We start from the raw sequence: 23571 nt of genomic DNA, 5'->3' as shown, positions 1-23571 counted from the left end.
AATCGCAAGTGCTGTTCTATAGTTTTGTCCTAGGCTCTTTTTTATTTCGAAATCTATCCAGCTTCCCTCTTCCCAAACCTCCCAAGGGCTGGTTTGTTCGGTCTTTCAAGAGGTGTGTAATTCATGATGAAATACCCGACGATTAAGATTAAAATGACAACGGAATTTAATAGGGTATCTAGCGGCTCTTCATGCTCCACAATAATTTGTCTAATCATGGCCGTGATGCCGATATACAAGAAGTAGCGCATTGGGAAATGGTAATCCTCTTTAAAATATTTCACAATCATGGTGATGAATTCAAAGTATAAAAAGAAGAGAAGGATATTCGCAAGGAATTGCTTATAGTCCCTGCTACCATCCAAAAGAATATGGACACATTCAACGAGTTCTCTGACTAAGAGGAAGGATAAGATCATTGCTAGGAGAATAAGGCAAACATTCAATACATGCTGAAATATCTTAGGAACCACAGACAGTACAAGTACTTTTCGATTTGATAATCCTTTCATTAAATCCCCCATTCCTATTGAAAGATAATATTAAGAAACAATTATATGCTAATTACTTCTTAAAAATCCAATGATTTACCGTTAAAATTCAAAATTTTCTGTGAAAACGTTTTCTTGTTGTTTATTATCTTAATTATCTAAAAATAATATTTATTCACACTACTTTTGAGCTATAATTCTATTAAAGGGGGAAAGAAAATGATTAAACAATCCATTATAGAGAATGTGTTAGAGGCCGCACTGTCCACTGGCGGCGATTTTTCAGAGGTGTTTATAGAAGATAAATATAACAACCGTCTGGAATTACAAAGTGGAAAAATAGAGAAAAGCAACTCTGGTAGAGACTTCGGGATAGGCATACGAATTTTCTCCGGACTGCAAAGCGTTTACACGTACACCAATGATTTTACAGAGGAAGGTTTAATAAAGGCTACACTCAAAGCTGCCCAAGCAATCAAAGGCGGTGCTAGTGGTATTATTCACCCGCTCAAACAAGATTTAATCACGCCTATCCATACGATTGGGCAAATGCCACGCTCGGTATCTCATGCTAGAAAAGTAGATGTGATGCGAAAAGCTGATTCTATTGCAAGAGAATATAACTCCCTGATCCGTCAGGTAGGAGTAGGCTATCTAGATATGGAGCAGCATGTGTTAATTGCCAACTCAGAAGGGAAATTTGTAGAGGACACGAGGGTTTATAGCAGACTTACCATTCAATCTACTGCATCTGACGGGAACGAAATGCAAACCGGTTTTTATGGCCCAGGTGCTCATGCTGGCTTTGAATTCACGGAAGCACTTGATCTTAACCACTACGCCGGAGAAGCTTCTAGAATTGCAGTAACAATGTTAGGTGCTGATGAATGTCCAAGCGGTAAGTTCCCAGTCATCATTGACAATGAATTTGGAGGGGTTATCTTCCACGAAGCATGTGGACATGGATTAGAGGCAACCTCTGTCGCTAAAAATAATTCCGTCTTTGCAAATAAAATCGGAGAAAAGGTTGCTCCAGAAATTGTCACCTATATCGATGATGGCACGCTACCAAATGAATGGGGCTCCCTCAATATAGACGATGAAGGAGAGAGAACTCGTAAAAATGTACTAATTGAAAATGGTATTTTAAAAGGCTACCTTGTGGATAAATTTAATGCTAGACGCATGAATACAACACCTACTGGCTCTTCACGTAGACAGTCTTATCGCTTCAACCCAACTTCCCGTATGACAAACACGTATATTGCTCCTGGTAGTTCCAAACCAGAGGATATTATCGCCGACACAGAGTATGGAATTTATGCGAAATATATGGGCGGTGGTCAAGTAAATCCTTCCACTGCGGATTACAATTTTGCTGTAATGGAAGCATATATCGTGAAAAATGGAAAGATTGATCGACCTGTTAGAGGTGCTACCTTAATTGGAAATGGTGCTAAGACGTTGCAGCTGGTTGACCGCGTAGGCAATAACTTGGGGCACGGTGCAGGAATGTGCGGCTCCATCAGTGGAAGTCTGCCAGTGAACGTTGGACAGCCGATGATTCGAGTAAGTGAAATCACCGTAGGCGGAACAAAGGGGGAAGCATGATGAATATAGCTACTTATCAAGAGGAGCTTTTGACTAAGGCTAAAGAGGCTGGCTTCTCAGAGGCTGAGGTTTATTACCAGAAAGCAGAGCTTTTTAGAAGTAGTATTTTTGAAGGGGAAATTGATCACTATGAAACCTCTGAAGAGGCAGGACTTGGGTTTCGTGGCTTGTACAATGGAAAGATGGGATATTCCTATACCGAGAAACTAGATGAGGAGTCAGTTAGTTATTTAATTGAACAGGCAAAGGCAAACGCCGAGGTATTGGATGAGGATGATGGAACCGATATTTTCGAAGGAAGTAGCAGCTATACGACACACTCCTATGTCAATGAGGAGCTAGAGAAAATAGATATCCCAATTTATATTGATTTTCTAAAAAAAGTAGAAAAAAATATTCTCACATACGATCCAAGAATCATCACCTTAGATTATTGTATGTTCCAAAGCATTTCACAGGAACGCCAGCTGGCCAATAGCAAAGGACTATCTTTAGACGATAATTCGAACGGAATTGGTCTGCATATTTCTGCCGTTGTAAGAGACGGAGAGGAAACAAAAACCGGGAGTGTGGTTAAGCTATCTCGTGATATCAGTGTGTTAGATGCAGATAAGATAGCACAAGAGGTCGCAGAAGAGGCACTTTCCTATTTAGGAGAAAAATCTGTCCCATCAGGCAAGTATCCAATCATTATGCGCAAGAATGCTTCTGCTTCCCTAGTAGCAGTGTTTAGTGAAATCTTTTCCGCAGAAAACACGCAAAAGGATCAATCTCAGCTGAAAGGGAAAGTTGGAGAGGTTATCGCTTCAGAAGCATTCACCTTGATAGACGACCCATTTCATCCGCTAGCTTTCGGTGGGGCTACCTTTGACGGAGAGGGTGTTGCAACGAAAAAGCACGCCGTGATTGAAAACGGAAAGCTGCAATTGCTTTTCCATAATCGAAAAACAGCAAAGGTAGAAGGCTGTGAGACAACTGGTCATGCGCAAAAGCCTTCCTTTAAAAGTACATTGGGTATTGCCCCTCATAACCTCTATGTAGCTCCTAGTGAAAAATCACTCGAACAGCTACTACAGGAAGTGAACAACGGTGTCCTAATCACAGACTTGTCTGGCTTACATTCCGGTACAAATACAATTTCAGGTGATTTCTCTGTTGCTGCAACAGGCTTCTATATCGAGAACGGAAAAATCAGCTTTCCAATCAAACAAATGACGATTGCTGGAAACTTCTATGACTACATGAAAAACGTGAAGGCTACCGCCTCCGACCTTGAATTTTCTTTTTATGGAGTAGGCTCACCTTCCCTCTTAGTAGAAGGATTATCCGTAACGGTTGATTAATTAAGCATGTGGCTTGCCTCTAGGTATAGAGGCAAGCGCCCTTCTGTATAGGGGCAACAATTCCGCCGAAAGTATTGACTTTCGCAAGTAAATTTCCTGGAACCGCACGTAACCTAGGAGCGAGCGCAAGTAAGTGACTACTTTCCGCAAGTTACCTATTCGAAAGCGCACGTATCATACCCAGGACCGCTCGTATTGGATAATCATTGGAAATGTCACCCCTTTTTGCTTTGCAAAAACGGGCCATTACTTATGACACTGTCTAGCAGACTCTAGGCTTCATAAGGAGCATTCCACTGAAGGTATAGTATTGACTTTCGCAAGTAAATCCTCGGGAACCGCAAGTATCCCGGGACCAAATGCAAGTAAGTGTCAGCAAACCGCAAGTAACCGATTCGCAGACGCACGTATCATACCCGGGACCGCTTGTATTGGATAATCATTGGAAAATGTCAGCCCTTTTTGCTTTGCAAAAAGGGTCCATTACCTATGACACTGTCTAGTAGACTCTAGGCTTCATAAGAAGCAAATCCGAAAGCGGAAGCAAAATAAAGAAAAGGAGAAACTCAGCTTCAAGCGAGCTTCTCCTTTTTTAATAAAATACTATAAAATACATTCAGCCCTACTAAATAAACGACATACACAACTGTTAAAATGATACTCATTTCCTTCGAGATAAATTGAAAGTAGCTAAAAAAGCAGTGAAACATGATTAACGGCAAAATATTTTTCGTCAATAGATACACCTGCGCCATTGCAACAGCGAAAAGAAAAGACAGTAGCACCAGCTGGAACACTGGATAAAAGCCTTGTCCTCCCCAAAATTGAAACCACAGCACAAAGGTATACAGGAAGCTAGAGACTATAATAGCAGCCGCCCTTCCCTTTTCTTTCAAACTATTTAGCAATATGGAGCGAAAGAAAGTTTCCTGGATGATACCCGTAAGTAATGCATATAGCCCATAAAAAATCAGCATTTCTCCATCTAACGCATAGAAACCAGCCCATCCTACAAGCACCAGCAACCCTAAAAGGGGCATGTACAAAAAGAGATCCCGATTCGAGATGGACAAATGAAAGCCAAAGGCCCTCCACTCCCGCTTCCCTATTAAATAGTCAACAATCCACAAGAATACAGGAAGGCTAGAAAATAGGAAAATAGTATAAACATTTTCCAAGAACAAGTAACATACTGCTGTAGCCATAAGAGATATCATCATGTAGACAGCATACAGGATACTAACACGGACATATCCATCCTCGTTCCACCGCTTGATAGATTCCATTCCCCACTCCCATCTTTTGCTTCGATTCTATAAGCATATGGTGTAACTAGGAAGGAAGATTCCTATATATCATGAATTTATTTTTTTACCTGAAAGATTATAAAATCTGCACATCTATCATCCTCTCGAAAAGATGGATATTTTCTGATCATCTCTTCTGATGGTTTCGGCTCTACCAAGCCCTCTAGTACAAAGCCGGTTTTAAGGAGCGTGTTTATATAACTCGTTAGCGTCCTATGAAAAAATAACATCCTCTTTTTATCTCCTAAGCCAGGCTGCTCGTATGCACCCTCATGGAAATACTTATCGACATTCCAATGTAGCTTTTCTCCAGTTGAGGACCTTTCCCATCCGCTGTTCGGTGTAATAAAACACGGGTGTAAAATAGAAAAGATGTAAGTCCCACCACTACCCAACAATCGATACATCTCAGAAAATGCTTGTTCATAATTTGCAAGGTCATGCATAACCATATTAGATACAATGATATCAAAGCTTGCGTCTCCAAACTCACGCAAATCCTCACAATTACCGTAAGAATATACGATGGATAAGTCGACAGATGTTCTCTCCTTTGCAATTTCCAGCATCCTTGGAGAAGAATCGACCGCTGTCACATTTGCTCCTAAGATTGCCAGCTTCCTGCTTAAGTACCCTTCCCCGCACCCTGCATCTAACACTTTCTTTCCTCGTACTTCACCTAGTAATTCAAGTAATATGGGATTTAGCAAGACTTCCTTATGTAAATCTCCATCTGCTCCGTGATTTTGAGAATATTGGTCCGCAAATGCATCCCATCTTTTAATTGCTTCTTCTGAAGTAAAATGTTCGTTCATACTTCTCCCCCCTAGTTACATGAAAATTTCCCCGCTTCTCTTATCATACCTTTTGTGTATCTCCTCCAAAAGAAAAAACTGTAAAAGCTCATTTGAGTTCTTACAGTTAATAGTTTTTTATATATATTCTCTTGAAACTTGCTCCGGCTTTGCAGCATCTAACATAAGAACAATCGCAGTTACGACATGCATTGCCCAGCCTACGATTGGGATGATGCCTAAACATGAAGCGATAATTCCCAGTATACTTCCTGTAACTGAGCCGCCTTCTTTCTTTGTTATCACAAGAGTGGTTATATGAAGAGCTAACATAATCATAAGAGGTACCCATGAGAAACCTACAATAACTATCGCTCCAAGGATTGGAATTCCTAAAACTACTTCAAAGGACCCAGTGATCCATTTTAAAATTCGTGGAGTAGACATACACAACATCCTTTTACTCATTTTTATTAAATATACCACAATAAACTATTGATGTCTGTATCTAATTTACTATAAATAATTTATCTTCTGAAGATTATCTTGCCATTTTATGCGATAACGATAGGGAGTATACCCATGTGATTGCTTAAAAACCTTGATAAAATAGTTCACATCCTCAAAGCCATTCATATGAGCAATTTCCGATATCGAAAAAGAAGTTTCTCTTAAGCTCTTTTCTGCCTGTTGAATTCTGATCCGCTGGATATATCGCTTAAAAGAGATTCCTTGTTTTTTAGAGAATAAATGGCTGAGATAATTTGGGCTGACCCCTAGCTCTTTCGATACTGCTTTTAACGAAAGCTGTGGGTCTGTGTAATGCTGGTCAATATAATCAATCGCGAGTTCTGTATAATCTGTTTGTGCCGTTTGCTTGGCAACAGAAGCCTGTTTCATTACCAACTGGGTAAATAAAATCATTTCTTGAATAATCGTATAAAGAATGGGCTCCTCTAGTATCGTTTGAAAAAGCTGTCTATACTGAGCCTCTAGCTTAGCGATATGCTGCATTCGATACTTTTGCATATAGCGTCGAATTTGCGCAAGAATACTAGTCAAATGGATTCGGACGTCATCATGAGAATAGGAAGTAGCTTGTGAAAGCTCATATAAAAATCGTTTGATAGAAGCTATGTCGTGATTTTCCAAGCTTTGAATCCAATATTGCTGCTGCTCAGGAGTGAGTAATGGATCGAGCGAGATTACTTGCTCCTCTTCATTCGCAAAAAAGATATGCTCATACCCCTGATAAAATCGCTTCATTAAAGGAAGACGTGTCTGATCATACATATAACGGATTGTTGCATTGCTTCCATCATAGATAGCAATATTCACGTATTCTCCACTCATCATGTGCCATTCCTGAATAAAAATCCGGGCTTGTCTCACTATTTCCTGCTTCGTTGAGTTTCTTCCTAAACAAACAATTCGCTTTTGCAGAGGAACCGCGGTAATGTCATCGAAAATTGGCGTATGCATTAACCAATGATACAACCTCAGATTGTCCTCCACCCTTGATGGTTCTATAAGGAAAAACGGTTGCACCGAGTTATCAATTACCTCCGAGGTTTGTAAAAATAAATCTGCATATAGCTTTGCTTCCCTACTTGTAAATTGTTCTTCTTCTTTTAAGGAGGATGGCTGGGGGATGGATAATAAAACCGATTTCAATTGAGGAAGCGGAATTGGCTTTGTAAAGAGTTCAATCGCCTTATAACGAATCGCCTTTTGAGCATGCTGAAAAATCGGATTCGCTGTTATTGCGATAAAGGAAATGTTTTTCTCACGCAGCTTCTCTAAAAATGGTGTGGTTGTCAGCTCTATATCCGCAATGACGACGGTTGGTTTCCAGGTCTCCACCTTATCCGTAGCCGTATATACGGACTTCTCTGTTTCTATTTCTAACTTTGCTGCTATGTATGTCGTTAAGTACCATTTTATCCCCTGCATTTCCTGCATATCTCGGTCCATTAGTAAGATTCGCATTTTCCATCTCCGTTCATTTTTTCTATTTCATATATAATTTCTATTTTTATTTAAGGACATGCTATATATCTTTTAATTTTACTATAAACACCTCTATTATTCTATTTATTCAGAAAATAAAGAACGGTAGAATGAGATTACATTTAAGAGGAGGTATGTATATGGTTCAACTGCAAACCGAGCTGAAGGAAAAAGCAACAGCTCCTATTAACTCCATTATGAAGATGGTTGTCTGCAGCTTAATTGGTATTTTTAGCTTTTTTGTTTCATTTGAATGGAATGGCACTTCTACTATTTTAATTGACCATATTGTTACATTCATTCGGAACACTGCCCCAACCGCTGTAACCATTTATATTTTCATCCTTTTAGTAGGCGGGGCCATTTATCCATTTGTCACGAAGAAATGGAACAAATCGATTGTAGACATGGTTCTCTCCTTCTTTAAAATAGGAGGCTTAGTAGCTGGTATTTTGTTGATTTTTAACATTGCTCCATCGTGGCTGGCAAATCCAGACATCGGACCATATTTGATGGATAAGCTCATCGTGCCAGTAGGAGTTTTGATTCCCATTGGTGCTATCTTCTTAGCACTATTAGTAAGCTATGGGTTACTAGAATTTATCGGCGTATTAATGCAGCCAATTATGAGACCACTCTTTAAAACTCCAGGCCGCTCTGCTGTAGATGCAGTTGCCTCCTTTGTTGGGAGCTACTCGGTTGGGTTGTTGCTGACAAATAGAGTGTATATGGAAGGACGTTACACTGCTAAGGAAGCTGCCATTATCGCAACCGGCTTTTCAACTGTCTCCGCTACCTTTATGGTCGTGATTGCAAAAACGCTTGGTTTGATGGAGCATTGGAACACCTTTTTCTGGGTATCGCTTGTTGTTACCTTCTTAGTAACAGCAATCACTGCAAGATTATATCCGCTCCGCAACATGAAGGATGATTATTTTGAGGGCAGTACCCCACAGCCAGAAAAGCTGGTGAAGAAGGATCGTTTAAAAGAAGCTTGGAAGGAAGGGATTACTGCGGTAGAAAATAACCCTTCTCTTGCAAAAACCGTTTGGCAAAACCTTCGAGACGGTCTAATCATGGCAATGGGGGTTATTCCGTCCATTCTATCCATTGGATTATTAGGATTGATTTTAGCGACCTATACACCTGTCTTTGATTGGCTCGCTTATATCTTTGCGCCTTTTACTTACTTATTACAGATTCCCGAGCCTATGCTAGCCGCAAAAGCATTAGCTGTATCTATTGCGGAAGTATTTTTGCCAGCATTAGTCGTGACAGAGGCTGCACTTGTAACAAAGTTTATCGTAGCTGTCGTATCCATATCATCTGTGCTGTTTTTCTCAGCAGTGATTCCATTGATTTTATCCACAGAGATTCCATTAAAGCTACGTCATATCTTAGTTATTTGGTTTGAACGAGTTGTATTGACGCTAATTATTGTGACACCGATTGCATACCTACTATTTTAAAAAGGGGAATTGTCGATGATATCCAAAACAAACGTACGCGCACCAAGAGGAACAGAGCTATCCTGTAAGGGATGGACACAGGAAGCAGCCATGCGAATGCTCATGAACAACTTAGACCCTGAGGTAGCAGAGAATCCAGATGAGCTAGTTGTTTATGGAGGAATCGGAAAAGCAGCAAGAGATTGGGAAAGCTTCGACCAGCTAATTGCAACACTGAAGGAGCTGGAAAACGCTGAGACGATGCTTGTGCAGTCAGGAAAGCCAGTAGCGGTATTCAAGACACATGAGCATGCCCCTCGCGTATTGATTGCTAACTCGAATTTAGTCCCAGGCTGGGCAAATTGGGACCATTTCTATGAGCTCGAAGAACGCAACTTAATGATGTACGGACAGATGACTGCTGGAAGCTGGATCTACATTGGCGCACAGGGCATTTTACAAGGTACGTATTTAAGCTTTGTGGAAGCAGGCAAGAAAAAGTTTGGCTCCCCTGATTTAAGAGGTCGCTTCATACTTACCGGGGGCATGGGTGGTATGAGTGGTGCTCAGCCGCTAGCCGGAAAAATGGCTGGTGCCGTTATATTGGTGGTCGAGGTCGATCGAACAAAAATCGAACGGAAAATAAAAGAAGGCTATTGTGATTATCTAGTGGAAACAGTAGATGAGGCACTAGAGCTAGTGGAAAAATTAACTGCAGCAAAAGAGCCTGCATCTATCGGACTTGTTGGAAACTGTGCGGATGTGAACCGAGAGCTACTAAACCGCGGTGTCATTCCTGATTTCGTGACAGATCAAACATCTGCTCATGACCCGATCAATGGCTATGTGCCAAACAACATGACATTAGCAGAGGCACTAGAGCTCCGTAAAAAGGATTCAAAAACTTACGAGCAAAAAGCAAAGGAAACGATGGCGGAGCATGTAAAAACAATGCTTGAATTCCAAGCTGCTGGTGCGGAAACATTCGACTACGGAAATAACATCCGTGCTTATGCAAAGGAAATGGGTGTAGAAAACGCCTTTGACTTCCCTGGCTTTGTACCTGCCTACATTCGCCCTCTTTTCTGTGAAGGAAAGGGTCCGTTCCGCTGGGCAGCACTATCTGGCGACCCAGAGGATATCTATAAGACAGACCAGCTAGCGAAGGAAATGTTTGCAGACGATACAGCACTAGTCAATTGGATTGATATGGCGCAAAAAATGGTGAAGTGGCAAGGCCTCCCTGCTCGTATTTGCTGGCTAGGCTACGGTGACCGTCATCGCTTTGCACTCAAGGTAAATGAAATGGTAGCGAGTGGCGAATTAAAGGCTCCGATTGTCTTCGGTCGAGATCATTTAGACTCTGGCTCTGTTGCCTCCCCTAACCGCGAAACCGAGGGAATGAAGGACGGCTCAGACGCAGTTTCCGATTGGCCTCTATTAAATGCATTGGTCAATACTGCGGGCGGTGCAAGCTGGGTAAGCATCCACCATGGTGGTGGAGTTGGAATGGGCTACTCACAGCATGCAGGTCAGGTGCTGGTAGCAGATGGAACGGAGATGGCTGCCGAAAAGATTAATCGTGTGCTAATCTCCGACCCAGGTCTTGGTGTCGTACGTCATGCTGACGCAGGCTACGAAAGCGCAATTCAAACAGCAAAAGAAAAAGGCATCAAAATGCCAATGCTAAAGGGATGATTAGATGTTACTAATAAAAAACGCAAACGAAGTACTGACATTACAGAGTGATACAGCCGGCCCACGAATTCGTGAAGCGATGGGCGAATTAAACATTCAAGAAAATAGCAGCATCTTAATAGAAGGCGACCGCATACTTGCGGTTGCCTCGCTTGCGGAGCTAGAAAGACAATATGGGGATGCTATTCAATCTGCTGAAGTAATAGATGCCACTGGAAAAATAGCGATGCCTGGATTAGTGGATTGCCATACTCACCTGGTGCACGGAGGAACGAGAGAGCATGAGCTCAACATGCGATTGGCCGGCGCAACTTATATGGAAATCATGAACGCTGGTGGAGGCATTCATTATACGACGACGAAAACACGAGAAGCGAGCTTTGAGGAGCTTTATGAAAAAACGTATCGTCATCTCAATCAGTTTTTACAGTATGGAGTAACAACTGTCGAAGCCAAGTCTGGTTACGGTCTTGATTGGGAGACAGAAAAGAAGCAGCTAGAGGTGGCGAAAAAGCTTCAGGAGAACCATCCAGTCGATGTCGTCTCTACTTTTATGGGCGCACATGCTGTCCCGAAGGAGTACAAAGGAAATGAGGATGCATTCGTCAATTTGATTATCGAGGAAATGATCCCACAGGTTGCTGAGCTGGGACTAGCTGAGTTCAATGATGTGTTTTGTGAGCTTGGTGTATTTACACCTGAGCAGTCTCGTCGCATTTTAGAAGCCGGAAAACGATACGGCCTCACCCCTAAAATTCATGCAGATGAGATTGAACCGTATGAAGGAGCAGAGCTAGCAGCAGAGGTCGGTGCAATTTCTGCGGAGCATTTACTGGTTGCCTCGGATGAAGGAATTAAAGCCATGGCGGAGGCTGGAACAATCGCCGTGCTTTTACCAGGTACAGCTTTCTTCCTTCGCGCACCATTCGCACGGGGACGACTAATGGTGGACTCAGGAGTGCCAGTGGCGATTTCGACAGACTTTAACCCAGGCTCCTCCCCTACCATCAGTCTACCGCTCATTCAAAATCTAGCGTGTATGAACATGGGAATGACGATGGAAGAGGTACTGTGTGCAACGACAATCAATGCAGCCTATGCCATCAACAGAGGGCATGAAGTCGGCTCACTCGAACCAGGCAAAAAAGCAGATATTCTTTTATTGGATGTGCCTAACTACAAGCAGCTGCAATACTTTTACGGAATGAACCATACAAACACAGTGGTAAAGACTGGAAAACTGGTTGTGAAGGATGGTGTGCTTCTATGAAGGATTTAGCAAGCAGTTATCTAACGAAGCCTCCTGTTACGTGGAACCGAGTAATTGGTCAGGACATGAAGGTAAAGGATTGGATTGTGCCTGGTTGGGAAACAAGCGAGGAGCCTCATGTAGTACTGATGGGAGCCCCTCTCTCCCGCTCCTCCATCAGCGCTTCCGCGGCATCGGAGTTTCCTGCAGCATTTCGTCAAAGCTGGAATTATTTCTCTACCTATTATATAGATGATCAGATCGATTTCCGTGAGCTGAAGGTAGCCGATTTAGGAGATATTCAAATGCATGGCACGAACATTCTCACCTGCCATTCGAATATACAAAATGCCATGACAGATGTATGGAAGGCCTATCCGAATAGCTTCACTATCACCATTGGCGGAGACCATTCCATCACCGCTCCTTTAATTCGCGCACATGCAGCGGAATCACAAAAACGAATAGGCATTATTCAATTCGATACCCATTTAGATTTGCGAAACGTGGAAGAGCATGGTCCATCTAATGGGACTCCTATCAGACAGCTGCTAGACGGTGGGGTTGTTCGCGGAGAGGATGTCTATAACATCGGTTTGCATGGCTTTTACAATGCTCCTTCCTTAATGGAGACGGCAGCTCATTATGACGTCACCATGATTACGTTAAAGGAATTTAGACGTAAGGGTGCAGTGGCACAAATAAAAGAGGTAATAGAAAAACTCCAAGATAAAGTGGATCTGATTTACGTTACCGTGGACATCGACGTGCTAGACATCGCCTACGCACCAGGTGTCCCTGCCTCTACTCCAGCCGGCATGCGTACTGACGAGCTATTCGACCTTCTATATGAGCTTGGTAAATACGATTGCCTAACCGCCATGGACTTCGTCTGCATCGATCCACACAAGGATACGAATGTAGGAACTACCGTGAAGGCTGTGACCTATGCTTTTCTTACTTATTTGGTGAGTCGGTATAAGCATTTGCATGTAAAATAGAAATCCGCCCCTAGCCATTGGCTAGGGGCGGTTTGTTTATTACACATATTTCAAAAATTCCATATAAGGGATGATCTTTAATTTATCTTTAGGTATCTCTCTTTTATATCTAGCTGGAATTACATCAAAGGTAATCATTATATGAATGGTGTCAGCTCCGACTATCTCATTAATCTGTTCCATCCTTAATCCTGCACAGATTCTCTCTATAAGACTCCCATATCCATGTGGAGGTAAGCTATACCATAAATTCATAAACTCTTTAACCACAGTTTCCGAATCTTTTTCATTCTTGATTAATTCCTTTATATCTTCTCTTATTAGACATGGATTTAGCACATGAACTCCTCGGGTAAATAAAGAATCAACTCTTTTATTCCATAAACCCTCAAGTCTCTCTTCAAAATGATCAAAAAAATCATACTACTAATATTAGAAACCCAGGTCTGATTATAGATTTTATTCACAAATAACAGAAAATTAAGCTCAATAGGTGCATCTATTATTTTATTTTCCGACATGTGATATAATCCTTTCTAGTCATGTAAAATGATTTTATATTTTATTCTTTTTAATGTATAATCCCTAAATGAACCATGCATATATTAAAAATCATTTTAAAGGGATTGGTTACTAAGTGGTTAAAATTGTTTGTAGATATACTTATTTTAAGTGTGTAATATAAAGTAGATTAATAGTATTTGTATATATAGATTGGGGATCATAATGGATAGAATGTTACAGAAATTCCAGAAAATATATAGTAAATATACGGTCTTTTTCTTTACAGCTGTCCTTCTTTTGTGGATAAAGACGTATATTGTTCAATTAACGCAGTTTGATTTAGGCATAGGAAATTCACTTCAAGAATTTCTTTTATTTCTAAACCCTTTAGGGTCTGCTATTGTATTTTTAAGCTTTGCATGGTTATTTAAAGGAAAAAGAAAGTACATTTGGTTACTTGTTATTGATTTTCTTTTGTCTTTCCTTTTATATGCCAATGTCTTATATTATCGTTTCTTTAACGATTTCATCACATTGCCGACCATCATGCAGACCCAAAATTTCGGGGATGTAAGTAGCAGTATCACTTCTCTTTTGAGACCATATGATTTGTTATTCTTCCTTGATATCATCATCCTAATTGGAATGCTTGCTTTTAAATTTGTAAAAGTAGACGTGACGAATTTCAAGCCTCGTAGAATGGCAATCATCTTCCTATTGGGAATAGGGATTTCAGGGGTGAATTTAGCTTTGGCAGAAATGGATCGACCTCAATTGTTAACAAGAGGCTTCGACCGTAATTATATTGTGAAATATTTAGGAATGTATAATTACACCATTTACGATGCGGTAAAAAGTACAAGTGCATCTGCGCAAAGAGCTTTGGCAGACAGCGATGACATGACAGAAGTGATTAACCACACCAAATCTACACATGCTGAACCAAATCCAACATACTTTGGAGCTGGTAAAGGAATGAATGTCATCTTTTTGCACCTTGAATCCATACAAGAGTTTTTAATTGATTACAAGTTACACGGGGAAGAAGTTACTCCATTTTTAAATTCTCTAACTAAGGAAGAGAATATGATGTATTTCGATAATTTCTTCCATCAAACGGCACAAGGAAAAACCTCTGATGCAGAGTTTATGTTGGAAAATTCACTATATGGCTTGCCACAAGGGTCAGCGTTTACCACAAAAGGTTTGAACACGTACCAAGCGGCACCTGCGATTTTAGATTCTCTAGGGTATACATCAGCAGTGTTCCATCCGAACTCAGGAACCTTCTGGAACCGTAATGAAATTTATAAATCGTTTGGATATGATCATTTCTTTGATTCCAGTTACTATGATATGGACCCAGCGCAATTAGCGGATTATGGGTTACACGATAAACCGTTTTATGAGCAATCGATTTCCTTGTTAGAAACGTTGCCTCAACCATTCTATACAAAATTTATAACGGTATCGCATCATTATCCGTACACGATGAATCAGGAAGAAGCTACGATTGCACCGCATACGACGGGTGATCGATCAGTAGATAATTACTTCCAAACAGCTCGTTATGCAGATGAAGCATTGAAGCAGTTCTTTGATTACTTAAAGGAATCTGGACTATACGATAATTCGATTATTGTCATGTACGGAGACCACTACGGTATTTCTCAAAACCATAACAAAGCAATGGAAACCGTTCTCGGTAAAGAAGTAACACCTTTTGTAAGTAAGGCAGAGCTACAACGAGTACCATTATTTATTCGCGTACCTGGCGTTGAAGGTGGCGTTAATCATGAATATGGAGGACAAATAGATATCCTTCCAACGCTCCTTCATTTATTAGGAGAAGAGACAAAGGATTACGTACACTTTGGTACAGACTTATTATCTCCAGAGCATATTGAGATTGTGCCATTCCGTAACGGTGAATTTGTTAGCCCAGACATTACTTATGTAGCTGACAAGTTTTACGACACAAAAACCGGGTTACTGTCGGAAGAAGATCAACTAGATGTAGCGAAAAACTATCAAAAATTTGTACAGGACAGATTAGATTTATCAGACCGAGTAGTGAATGGAGATTTACTGCGATTCTATACACCAGAAAACTTCACACCAGTCGATCGTTCTGAATACAATTATATCAACTCAGAAATTAAACAAACCGATGTTGAATCAGGTTTGAAATAGTGCTCTAGTTAAGTTTTAAAGGCAGAAATGTTATAAATAACGTTTCTGCCTTTTTTTAATGAAAAATATAGTAAAAAAGAGCTGATTACAGCTCTTGATCTATCACTCGATTACATATTTGATAACTGCCATTTCCTTACCGAATCTGTCGCCATGATCAATAAATCCCAAACTCGAGTATAAACTATGTGCTCCAATGTTTTCAGGGTGATAACCTACAACAATCTTTTTTGCATTCGGTAATTTAGCCATTTCGGTGATCATTAATTTGGTCGCAGCTTTACCTATACCTTGGCCCTGATGTTCCTTATCCACCATTATTCTATAGATCCAATAACCATCAAGTTCTTCTTGAACGGAATTGTACATCAAAAAACCAACTATTTTATCTGCAGCATAAATAGCATATGGCTTTAATGTAGGCTCAAACTTTGACTGAGCTATTGATATGGCATTGGGCTCCATGTATGCTTTTTGTTCGGTTGATACCTCTAATTCGCAACAATCGTACCAATTGTCTGCATTTAATTCTACAATCTTCACATTTTCTGTACTCATAATTTTCCCCTTTCAAAAATCGGGGAAACGCTAAACAATTTGTTAAGCAGTCGTTATCCCCTTGTAATCGTTAAACATATAAATACTTTTATTTGTCATAATGAACGCCTCCTCAACAAATATTGACTAAAAATTATACCCATTTATTTTTAGACTCTTTCATTATACTATTTTTCTCCATTAAATTCCTTTTCCTAAAAATTTTCTTCCTCGTTAATTCAATAAGAAAAAGGCTTTACTCCTTCCTGAATTAAACCTCGTTACTTGAATAACTTATACCAATATAAAGTGGTTTCTATATTAGGATTAAAAGAATGTTTCATTGTGTCCACTCCGCCTAGTACGAATCCTTGCTTCACATAAAATCTGCATGCTCCAAGATTATCGTCTTGAGCCTCTAAAGACATTCCAAGTAGTTTTCTTTGTTTTGCCCACTCTTCCGCTTTCGTTAAGAGCAACTTTCCAATTCCATATTCTCTAAATTCTTTTTTTACAGCGATATTTTCGATATAACAGAAGCGATTCCAATCCTTTATTATTCTAATTTGCCCAATGCAATTATTATGCTGGTAAGCTAAAAATAGAGCGTTATCTTCACGGTCTATATATTGGCTCCAATCAAGTTTATCCTCTGGGAAACGAATTTCTTTTGCTTCTTCAAATAAATGCTCTTCAAAAGACCATTCTCCTGATTGAAAACTTGGTACAACCTTACCAAACACTGTAAAATAATCATTTGTTTTATTGATATCCTCCACTAATTCATCCTGTAATGGATAAATAATGATTTCTTCTGCTATATTCATTCTGCCACCTTCTCATTCTTTACTCTGCTCTCTGTCTATATTCTATTAAGTTAGCAATAATCCTTTTACTTTAGGAAGAAAGAAGTTGGGGTGATGGGGAAAAGTTACAATCGATAACGTAAATAACAGGTTTAATCAGCATCTATATCACCAGTAAAACAAGTAAATAATGAACAAGAAAAAGTGCTCAAAAATCTGAGCACTCTTTAGCGAAATATTCTACTATCCTTATTGAACTAAAGCCCCCGTCGTATTATAAGGTCAGCCAGAGAAATCTGGTTGACTATTTTTTATTCAATTTATAGATTGATAGATTGATAGTAGCCGGGGTAGAACGGAAGCCCCCGTGGGACTTGATCCCGACAACTAAACTGTTCGCCCTCTACTTGTTAACACATGATTAGGCTGGTTGGGACATCGTGATCCCGTATAACAAGCGAAGATATTTCATAGTACTAACCATTCTTTCAGAAATGCCTCCGATTCCTTCCCATACCGTTCGATGAAAAATTTAGAAAACTGATTGCTATCTACATGTTTGTAGCGGAATTCACGGAAATAGGCTGCTAAAAACTTTAGGGCCTCTTCCTCCCCTCCATTTTCTTCAAAAAACGAATACAGAATTAAGGGAACTTTTCCATAAACACTTGATATATATTCGCCTGAATTTGCGAAATGAGTGATTGGATAATTAGCAAATTCACTTTCATTTTCACTGGATTCCAAGAATTTCTGAGGGGATTCGAACCCTTTCGTAGAATCTCCATATTTTTGAGTTAAGTAAAGTGAAGTTGCCAATTGAGCTAACCCTTCATCAATCCACGCATCATAAAACGGATCATTTGAGGTCATATGATAGAACCACTGATGGGCGATTTCATGCACGATAACATGTTCACTTTCCGGGGATATATCGACGACATGCGGGTACTCCATCTGACCACGATTTCCGAGTAGGTCAAGTTCCCGTGAGTCATATTGACCGATTTTCTCCTCAAAAAACCGAAAGGCTTCCTTGGCGGTGCTTTGCACAAATTCGGCCAAACCCTTGTCTCGTTTAAGTAACAAGGTTCGAACCTCGGTATCACCGCTATTTTCTATTAAAGGCATCCAATCTTTTGGATTTAGAAATGCCAAATAAAAATCCTTTACCTGTTTTACTTCGATTTTTCCGGTTGAAACAGGGGTTGCCGGATCACTCTCCCCTGAACTGACAATGAGATAATCTTTTGGAAGTTGATACGTTACATCATAGGAACCGTAACCCGTGTTGTAGGATTCACCTGAAAGATAATAGTAATCCTCAATCCTCCAACCATCGCTGTAATAAGCGAGCATTGGGTACCATTGGGCAAGATAATAGCTGTCATCTTTCATTTTTAGTCTGGATCCATCTTCTGATAATTTCAATGAATATTCGATCCTGACTACCAGAGACTCTCCAGAATGAAGCAATTCGGACAATTCGACGGTCAATCGTTCCTTTTGAAGCTCATAAGACAGATTAACTCCATTAATCTCAATCAATTTGACATCAAGTTGCTGAGCATTTTTAATAAATTCCGGTTTATTTTCCTCAGTAAAGGCATTGGGTATGAAGTAAAAACCAATGTCTTTCCAGTCATCATTCGAGCGGTTCTCTACTTCTATGTCTGCCTGAATGTTAAATGTCCCGGTGTCATCCATCTTGACGATTAATTTGTAGTTACCTACCGCCCCGGATTCTAACTGAAGGGTTTTCGGTAGTTTAATCGGCTCGTTCGGAGGTCCTTCTATTTCAGCAGACTGATTGGATACCACTGAACCGGATACTGGTGCTGTAACTGGAACTGAATCATTTACATCTTTAGCTGAATAATAATTGAAAAATAATATTCCGATTATTGAACAAGCAATGACTCCTGAGGCTGTTAAAATTGTCAATCTCTTGAATCGCGAACCGGTATTTTTTATTACCAATGATGAAGATTTTCTTCCCCAACCTACCAAGACATAAATTAAAAAGAACCAAATTAATCCAGAGGTAAAAGTTCCAATTAAACTCCAAAATAGCAACTGTTTCAACAAAAACGAGGAACAAATACTAATTAGCATTCCCAATCCAATTGCAGGAAGTGCCCATACTGCTATATCTTTTTGGATGTATCTGGCTATTTCTTTTTTTGACCATCCGATCACATAATACATATCCAGCTCATTTTTCCTTAAAGTGAGTAGAGTATTTAGCGTTTCGCTTAAAGCAAATAAGGAGAGAATAAACGTCATGACCAAAATTGTCATTTGGAACCACATTGATTGATCTGCAACAAATTGCCCGAGGCTTGTCGTTTTAGCTTCTTCTAACAAGCTCAGGATGCTAATGAGTTGCATGGATATTAAAGCGGTTGAAAGCGTAACAATAATAGCAGCCGGAATAATGATTCGACGGTAATAGGATATCGAAGGAAATTTTTTAGCTCGAAATGATTGTTTGTTAATAGATTTGTTCGTTGGTTGGAATACAACAAGTAAGAGAATTAGAAAGATGAACCATATGCCTATCGAAAAAAGATAACCATTCCTCCCCAAATGTAAGAGGTTAATCAGTGGCAAGCTAATAAGAAAAGCCAAAGTAATTAGGATGGCTTGTTCGATTACATTGCGGTGGAATATTCGTCTATTTTGCCAACCAACAAGTATTAAAAGAGCATCTTCTTCCCTTAGGGCATTCCTCTCAAATAGGAGACGAGTTGAGAACCAGACTACACCAAAAGCACTGAATAGAATGGTGGACAGAATAGACATGAAATTCCATTCTTCTTCCAATTTTTGAGTGACACCCAAAGTTGTCCAAGGCGTTTCAGCAAGGCCAATCCCTTCTACATTCAGAGTGACCGTTTGGAAGGACGAACCAGCCACAATATCTACTTCGTATCCTTCCTTTAAGAGGCGGGTGGCAACAGCTTCAATCTTCTTTTGAGCCTCTTTCGTATAGGAAGTGATTCCAGCCACGCGAATTCTAACCGCATCAATCGGTTTTGTCCCTTTTATCATTTCTGCCGATTCAATTGATATTAGCCCTCCGGCGGCCTGAGGGATAAAGCTGCCAGGAATGGTGGTCGGTTTCAAAATTTCTCCATTTTCCGCCCTGACTACTTCGGTTGAATAAATACCTAATGGATTAGAAGCCAACGTGTTTCCTATTTTATTTGAGTGTTCAAACATTCCAACTTGATGAAGGATAAATGGATGTGATCTTGTTTCTAATAGACTTTTTCCGTGTTTATGGATTTGTTTATATGACGGCGGATTTCCATTTTCTTCAATTTTCACACCAAGTTGCCCGTCAGCTTGAATGTAGTTTAGTTTATCTGCCGTAAAATAAACTGGTTTATCTACTTGTCCGTAACCATAGTTCCCATCAGCAGGCAACACTTCAAATTTCTCCGTAAGACGTAAAGCTGTTCCATCAAAAGGCTTTTGGTAAGGTGAAAGATCAATTTGATATTTGTCCTCTTCTAAAGGTTTTAATTTTGAAATTTCGTCAAATGCTTTATTTATAAGTTCCGGACCTGCACTCATAATAAATGCTTCTTCGGGAACCCCTAATTTCTCCTGGTATTCGGAAAGTGTAATATCAAGGGACTTCTTTTGAATTTTAAGGATGATCGGGACATTAAGGTCTTGTCTTTGAATGACTTTAATTATGGGGACATTAGGGTAAGTATCGTCCAAAAATCTCTTGTCTTCCTCTGTAACCTCATTCTTCAATTCGGTGAAGTCGATACCAGTGAGCTTTTCTTCGCTTTCTATATCAACCGCGGCAATATGGTAATAAGCGGGAGGCATAAAAGCAAACATCGTAAGACTATTCGCATCTAAATCGGATTTTAGATATTGGATTTCTCCTGTCTCTGTTTTTTCAAAATAGACGACACTTACAGGCTCACTTATTGGATATTCTTGTTTTCCATCCGAAGTAAAAAACTGATATTCCATTTCACCCGGTTGACTTAATTCGGGCAACTGTACGCTAAAATTTTTACCTGTAAAATATCCGACGGAAGACACAGGTGCAGCCACTTCAATGTCGGAGGATTTTTGGATGTCCCTCCATTCCTTAATGGAAATTCCACCCTTACTATCTCCAATGTAATTATCCTCAACTATGCCGGAACTCTTCTCAACAGGGGTTCTGGAATCTGATGGACGGACCAAAATATCATACGTTCCTCTCCCCTTCTCAGCTATCGCATTTTGGACAGCCAAATGGGATTCCTTTGCTTGCTGAATACCCATTGGGACTAAGAGCATTACACTGACTAAAGTTAGAACAAGCATGAAAGAAACAAATTTACGGTTCATGATTCGCTTATACGCTAAACGGATCATAAGGAAACCTCCATTTTCTCCAACAACCCATTAGTCAGTCGATAAGTCTGATCGCCGCGTTTGGCCACTTCTAAGTCATGCGTGACTAAAATGATCGTATGACCAGAACTTTTAATTTCATCAAACAACTTAAGCAGTTGATCGCGATTTTCGGTATCCAAATTTCCCGTTGGCTCGTCCCCGATTAAAACTTGAGGTTTTGCGATTAAAGCCCGTGCAATAGCAACGCGTTGCTTTTCTCCACCAGATAACCTGTTCGGCAACCGATTAAATTTATCTTCAGTAATACCGACTTTTAATAGGAGTTCCTTCGCTCGTTCGTACAACTCAGTTTTCGACTCGTCGTGGATAAGCGGTAAAATCACGTTATCCAATACAGAATAGAATGGGAGCAGCTTGAAATCCTGAAAGATAAACCCGATGCTCATCTTCCGTAAATCGCTACGATGACTTTCGGGTAAACGATAAAGGTCAATGTCAGCAAATAGGATTTTCCCTTGGTCTGGAGGCAGCAATCCCGAAATGCAATTAAGTAAAGTGGTTTTTCCGGTACCTGATGGACCTACAATCGTTACCCATTTTCCTGCTTCTATGTTTAAAGAAAGGTTCTCAAACAATTCAATTGAATCTTTACCTTGGCGATAGGTTTTATAAATGGCTTTTACCTGAATCAATCCAATCTCCCCCCACTATCCAAAAATGTAGATTGATAGATTTTTTTGTAAAACTTCTTATCTTACTTGCATGATAAGGGATGAATACAGATTTGTGTATTGTAGAGTTATAAGAATATTTTTAATATTAACTCCTATTTTTATTCTAAGATTTGTTTAACTTCACTAAAAGTGTAATCATCTCTGTCTTTTTTTGTAGCCTCTACAATTTCGTTCTCAGCTCCCCCAAAAACGGAAACTAAAACTACTAATAAGAAACTTAATACCCCAATTTAGGTTTTTATTATTCAGGATCAATTAGTATATGATTTGAAACAATACCAACTATTTCCTGTGTATTAATAAAGATATTAACGAAAGGTGTCGTAGATCTCAATAATATTTCGAAAAATAAGATTTTAGTACCTTGTTTCATTTTAAAGACTGTGATTTTAATAACAAAGTTTCGACTTTAATCGTGTTTTTTTTGCAAAAACTAAATATATAACCTCCTAAGTAATACTGCATAATATCGTTAGTCATTTCTTCTTTCAGATAAAGTTCTTTTCATTCGATATGCGGTATATCGTTTTGTCTAAATCGTTATTGGATTTTTTTGGTTGCCGAAATTTACAAAACCATCTTTTCATTATGTACTAAAGGAACAAGGGCCAGGACAATATTGAATATGAATGTTCGCCCGAAACCCCTAAGAAAGCAATATGCCTTAAACCTAAATTCAATATTTTTTTCGGGTTCAAACAATAAAAGCCCTACTCCAAAGAGTAGAGCTTATAAAACATTGATATAAATTCGGTGAATCAAAGGTAATGCAATGATTGATCTTCACTGTCACCCCCAGCCATTTATGCCACGTCGAAGATGAAAACTCGCTACCATGACATCCTTAAAATAAGTATTTTGCTGAGGAATTTGACAATTGCGTATGTTTAGGCGTAGTAAAGTGTAGTTCAGTAAAAACCTCTTCATATTTCTTTACTGCTCTACTCCCTTTCCTCGCAAGTTCCATTTCATACGGGGAACAATTTTTAATTTCCTTACAAAAAGTAACGTAAGATGGAATTAATACATTTAAATCTTTACCTTTAATAAGTAGTTCACGATATACTTGTTTAGCTGATTTTAATTTAATCGTTGCATAGTAGTTCTCAGAAATCATTTAATGCATTAGATCAATGTTTCATCGGGTAATTTTTGTAATCTATTTCCTTTATTCTTAGTATGAGGTAAGAGACCAACAAATCCATTTCCATGAAGTTCTTCCGCTCTTTATACTTTTTCATCCAATTCCTAATGGTTCTATCAGATATACTTTATCCTTTATTTCTTCACCTTGCAGATACTTAGAAACGATTTAATATTTACGGTTAGCTTCTTCTAAGTCTTTTTCATTAGCCATAGAAATTATTTTCTTTTATTGAGCATTATTTTCATTAGTTCTATCGTTTGTAAAGGCCTTAACATGCCTTTGTGATATATAAGATTCAAAGATCTTTAATGGTATTTAACAAAT

The 23571-nt window shown here is 39.4% G+C and carries 17 protein-coding genes; 7 read left to right on the top strand and 10 right to left on the bottom strand.

The genetic code is table 11. The annotated features are described in order from the left end of the window. Positions 1 to 53: 53 nt before the first annotated feature. On the bottom strand, positions 54 to 512 hold the full coding sequence (locus tag AC1VU3_RS00325) for a phosphate-starvation-inducible protein PsiE (RefSeq protein WP_482982430.1): 459 nt from the start codon (positions 510 to 512) through the stop codon (positions 54 to 56). Between the two features lie 198 nt (positions 513 to 710). Between AC1VU3_RS00325 and AC1VU3_RS00320 the strand changes: the two genes are divergently transcribed. Beyond that, entirely contained in the window at positions 711 to 2102 is a 1392-nt protein-coding gene (locus AC1VU3_RS00320) for a TldD/PmbA family protein (protein ID WP_482982429.1), read from the top strand. Then, positions 2102 to 3445, top strand: coding sequence for a TldD/PmbA family protein (locus tag AC1VU3_RS00315; RefSeq protein WP_482982428.1), 1344 nt, complete (start codon positions 2102 to 2104; stop codon positions 3443 to 3445). The genes AC1VU3_RS00320 and AC1VU3_RS00315 overlap by 1 nt, the downstream gene beginning before the upstream one ends. 572 nt (positions 3446 to 4017) lie before the next feature. On the opposite strand, the gene AC1VU3_RS00310 is transcribed toward AC1VU3_RS00315, so the two are convergent. The 4 genes from AC1VU3_RS00310 to AC1VU3_RS00295 form a co-directional block, all read right to left on the bottom strand. Further along, the gene (locus AC1VU3_RS00310) at positions 4018 to 4731 is read right to left on the bottom strand and encodes a CPBP family intramembrane glutamic endopeptidase (protein WP_482982427.1); all 714 of its coding nucleotides are present in this window, start codon (positions 4729 to 4731) and stop codon (positions 4018 to 4020) included. Between the two features lie 77 nt (positions 4732 to 4808). Beyond that, positions 4809 to 5567 (bottom strand): class I SAM-dependent methyltransferase, encoded by a 759-nt coding sequence (locus tag AC1VU3_RS00305; protein WP_482982426.1) that lies wholly within the window; start codon positions 5565 to 5567, stop codon positions 4809 to 4811. A 117-nt stretch (positions 5568 to 5684) separates the two neighbouring features. Further along, on the bottom strand, positions 5685 to 5993 hold the full coding sequence (locus AC1VU3_RS00300; protein ID WP_482982425.1) for a hypothetical protein: 309 nt from the start codon (positions 5991 to 5993) through the stop codon (positions 5685 to 5687). 69 nt (positions 5994 to 6062) lie between these two features. Further along, positions 6063 to 7535, bottom strand: a complete 1473-nt coding sequence (locus AC1VU3_RS00295; protein WP_482982424.1) for a helix-turn-helix domain-containing protein — start codon at positions 7533 to 7535, stop codon at positions 6063 to 6065. 161 nt (positions 7536 to 7696) lie between these two features. Here AC1VU3_RS00295 and AC1VU3_RS00290 point away from each other — a divergent pair, with 161 nt between their 5' ends. Genes AC1VU3_RS00290 through AC1VU3_RS00275 form a run of 4 tightly spaced genes read left to right on the top strand, consistent with a single transcriptional unit; the run spans position 7697 to position 12952 of the window. Continuing rightward, positions 7697 to 9025 (top strand): YjiH family protein, encoded by a 1329-nt coding sequence (locus AC1VU3_RS00290; protein ID WP_482982423.1) that lies wholly within the window; start codon positions 7697 to 7699, stop codon positions 9023 to 9025. 15 nt (positions 9026 to 9040) lie between these two features. Beyond that, the gene (hutU, locus tag AC1VU3_RS00285) at positions 9041 to 10702 is read left to right on the top strand and encodes a urocanate hydratase (protein WP_482982422.1); all 1662 of its coding nucleotides are present in this window, start codon (positions 9041 to 9043) and stop codon (positions 10700 to 10702) included. 4 nt (positions 10703 to 10706) lie between these two features. Continuing rightward, on the top strand, positions 10707 to 11972 hold the full coding sequence (hutI, locus tag AC1VU3_RS00280) for an imidazolonepropionase (RefSeq protein WP_482982421.1): 1266 nt from the start codon (positions 10707 to 10709) through the stop codon (positions 11970 to 11972). After that, positions 11969 to 12952 carry an agmatinase family protein gene (locus tag AC1VU3_RS00275; RefSeq protein ID WP_482982420.1) on the top strand — a complete coding sequence of 328 codons (984 nt, stop codon included), beginning with the start codon at positions 11969 to 11971 and terminating at the stop codon, positions 12950 to 12952. Before hutI ends, AC1VU3_RS00275 begins: the two co-directional genes overlap by 4 nt. Before the next feature lie 39 nt (positions 12953 to 12991). On the opposite strand, the gene AC1VU3_RS00270 is transcribed toward AC1VU3_RS00275, so the two are convergent. Further along, the gene (locus AC1VU3_RS00270) at positions 12992 to 13291 is read right to left on the bottom strand and encodes a hypothetical protein (RefSeq protein ID WP_482982419.1); all 300 of its coding nucleotides are present in this window, start codon (positions 13289 to 13291) and stop codon (positions 12992 to 12994) included. Positions 13292 to 13678: 387 nt separating this feature from the next. On the opposite strand from AC1VU3_RS00270, the gene ltaS reads away from it, so the two are divergent. After that, on the top strand, positions 13679 to 15649 hold the full coding sequence (ltaS, locus tag AC1VU3_RS00265) for a lipoteichoic acid synthase (protein WP_482982418.1): 1971 nt from the start codon (positions 13679 to 13681) through the stop codon (positions 15647 to 15649). Between the two features lie 102 nt (positions 15650 to 15751). On the opposite strand, the gene AC1VU3_RS00260 is transcribed toward ltaS, so the two are convergent. From AC1VU3_RS00260 to AC1VU3_RS00245, 4 genes are all read right to left on the bottom strand, one after another. Beyond that, positions 15752 to 16207, bottom strand: a complete 456-nt coding sequence (locus AC1VU3_RS00260; RefSeq protein ID WP_482982417.1) for a GNAT family N-acetyltransferase — start codon at positions 16205 to 16207, stop codon at positions 15752 to 15754. A 260-nt stretch (positions 16208 to 16467) separates the two neighbouring features. Further along, positions 16468 to 17013 carry a GNAT family N-acetyltransferase gene (locus AC1VU3_RS00255; RefSeq protein ID WP_482982416.1) on the bottom strand — a complete coding sequence of 182 codons (546 nt, stop codon included), beginning with the start codon at positions 17011 to 17013 and terminating at the stop codon, positions 16468 to 16470. Positions 17014 to 17460: 447 nt separating this feature from the next. Continuing rightward, positions 17461 to 21384, bottom strand: a complete 3924-nt coding sequence (locus AC1VU3_RS00250) for a M1 family aminopeptidase (RefSeq protein WP_482982415.1) — start codon at positions 21382 to 21384, stop codon at positions 17461 to 17463. After that, positions 21381 to 22058 carry an ABC transporter ATP-binding protein gene (locus AC1VU3_RS00245; protein ID WP_482982414.1) on the bottom strand — a complete coding sequence of 226 codons (678 nt, stop codon included), beginning with the start codon at positions 22056 to 22058 and terminating at the stop codon, positions 21381 to 21383. Before AC1VU3_RS00245 ends, AC1VU3_RS00250 begins: the two co-directional genes overlap by 4 nt. Positions 22059 to 23571 lie beyond the last annotated feature (1513 nt).

Source organism: Psychrobacillus sp. Z16_25 (assembly GCF_056856695.1).
Note: the sequence above shows the minus strand (reverse complement) of the source record. Positions and strands in the feature narration are given on the sequence as shown.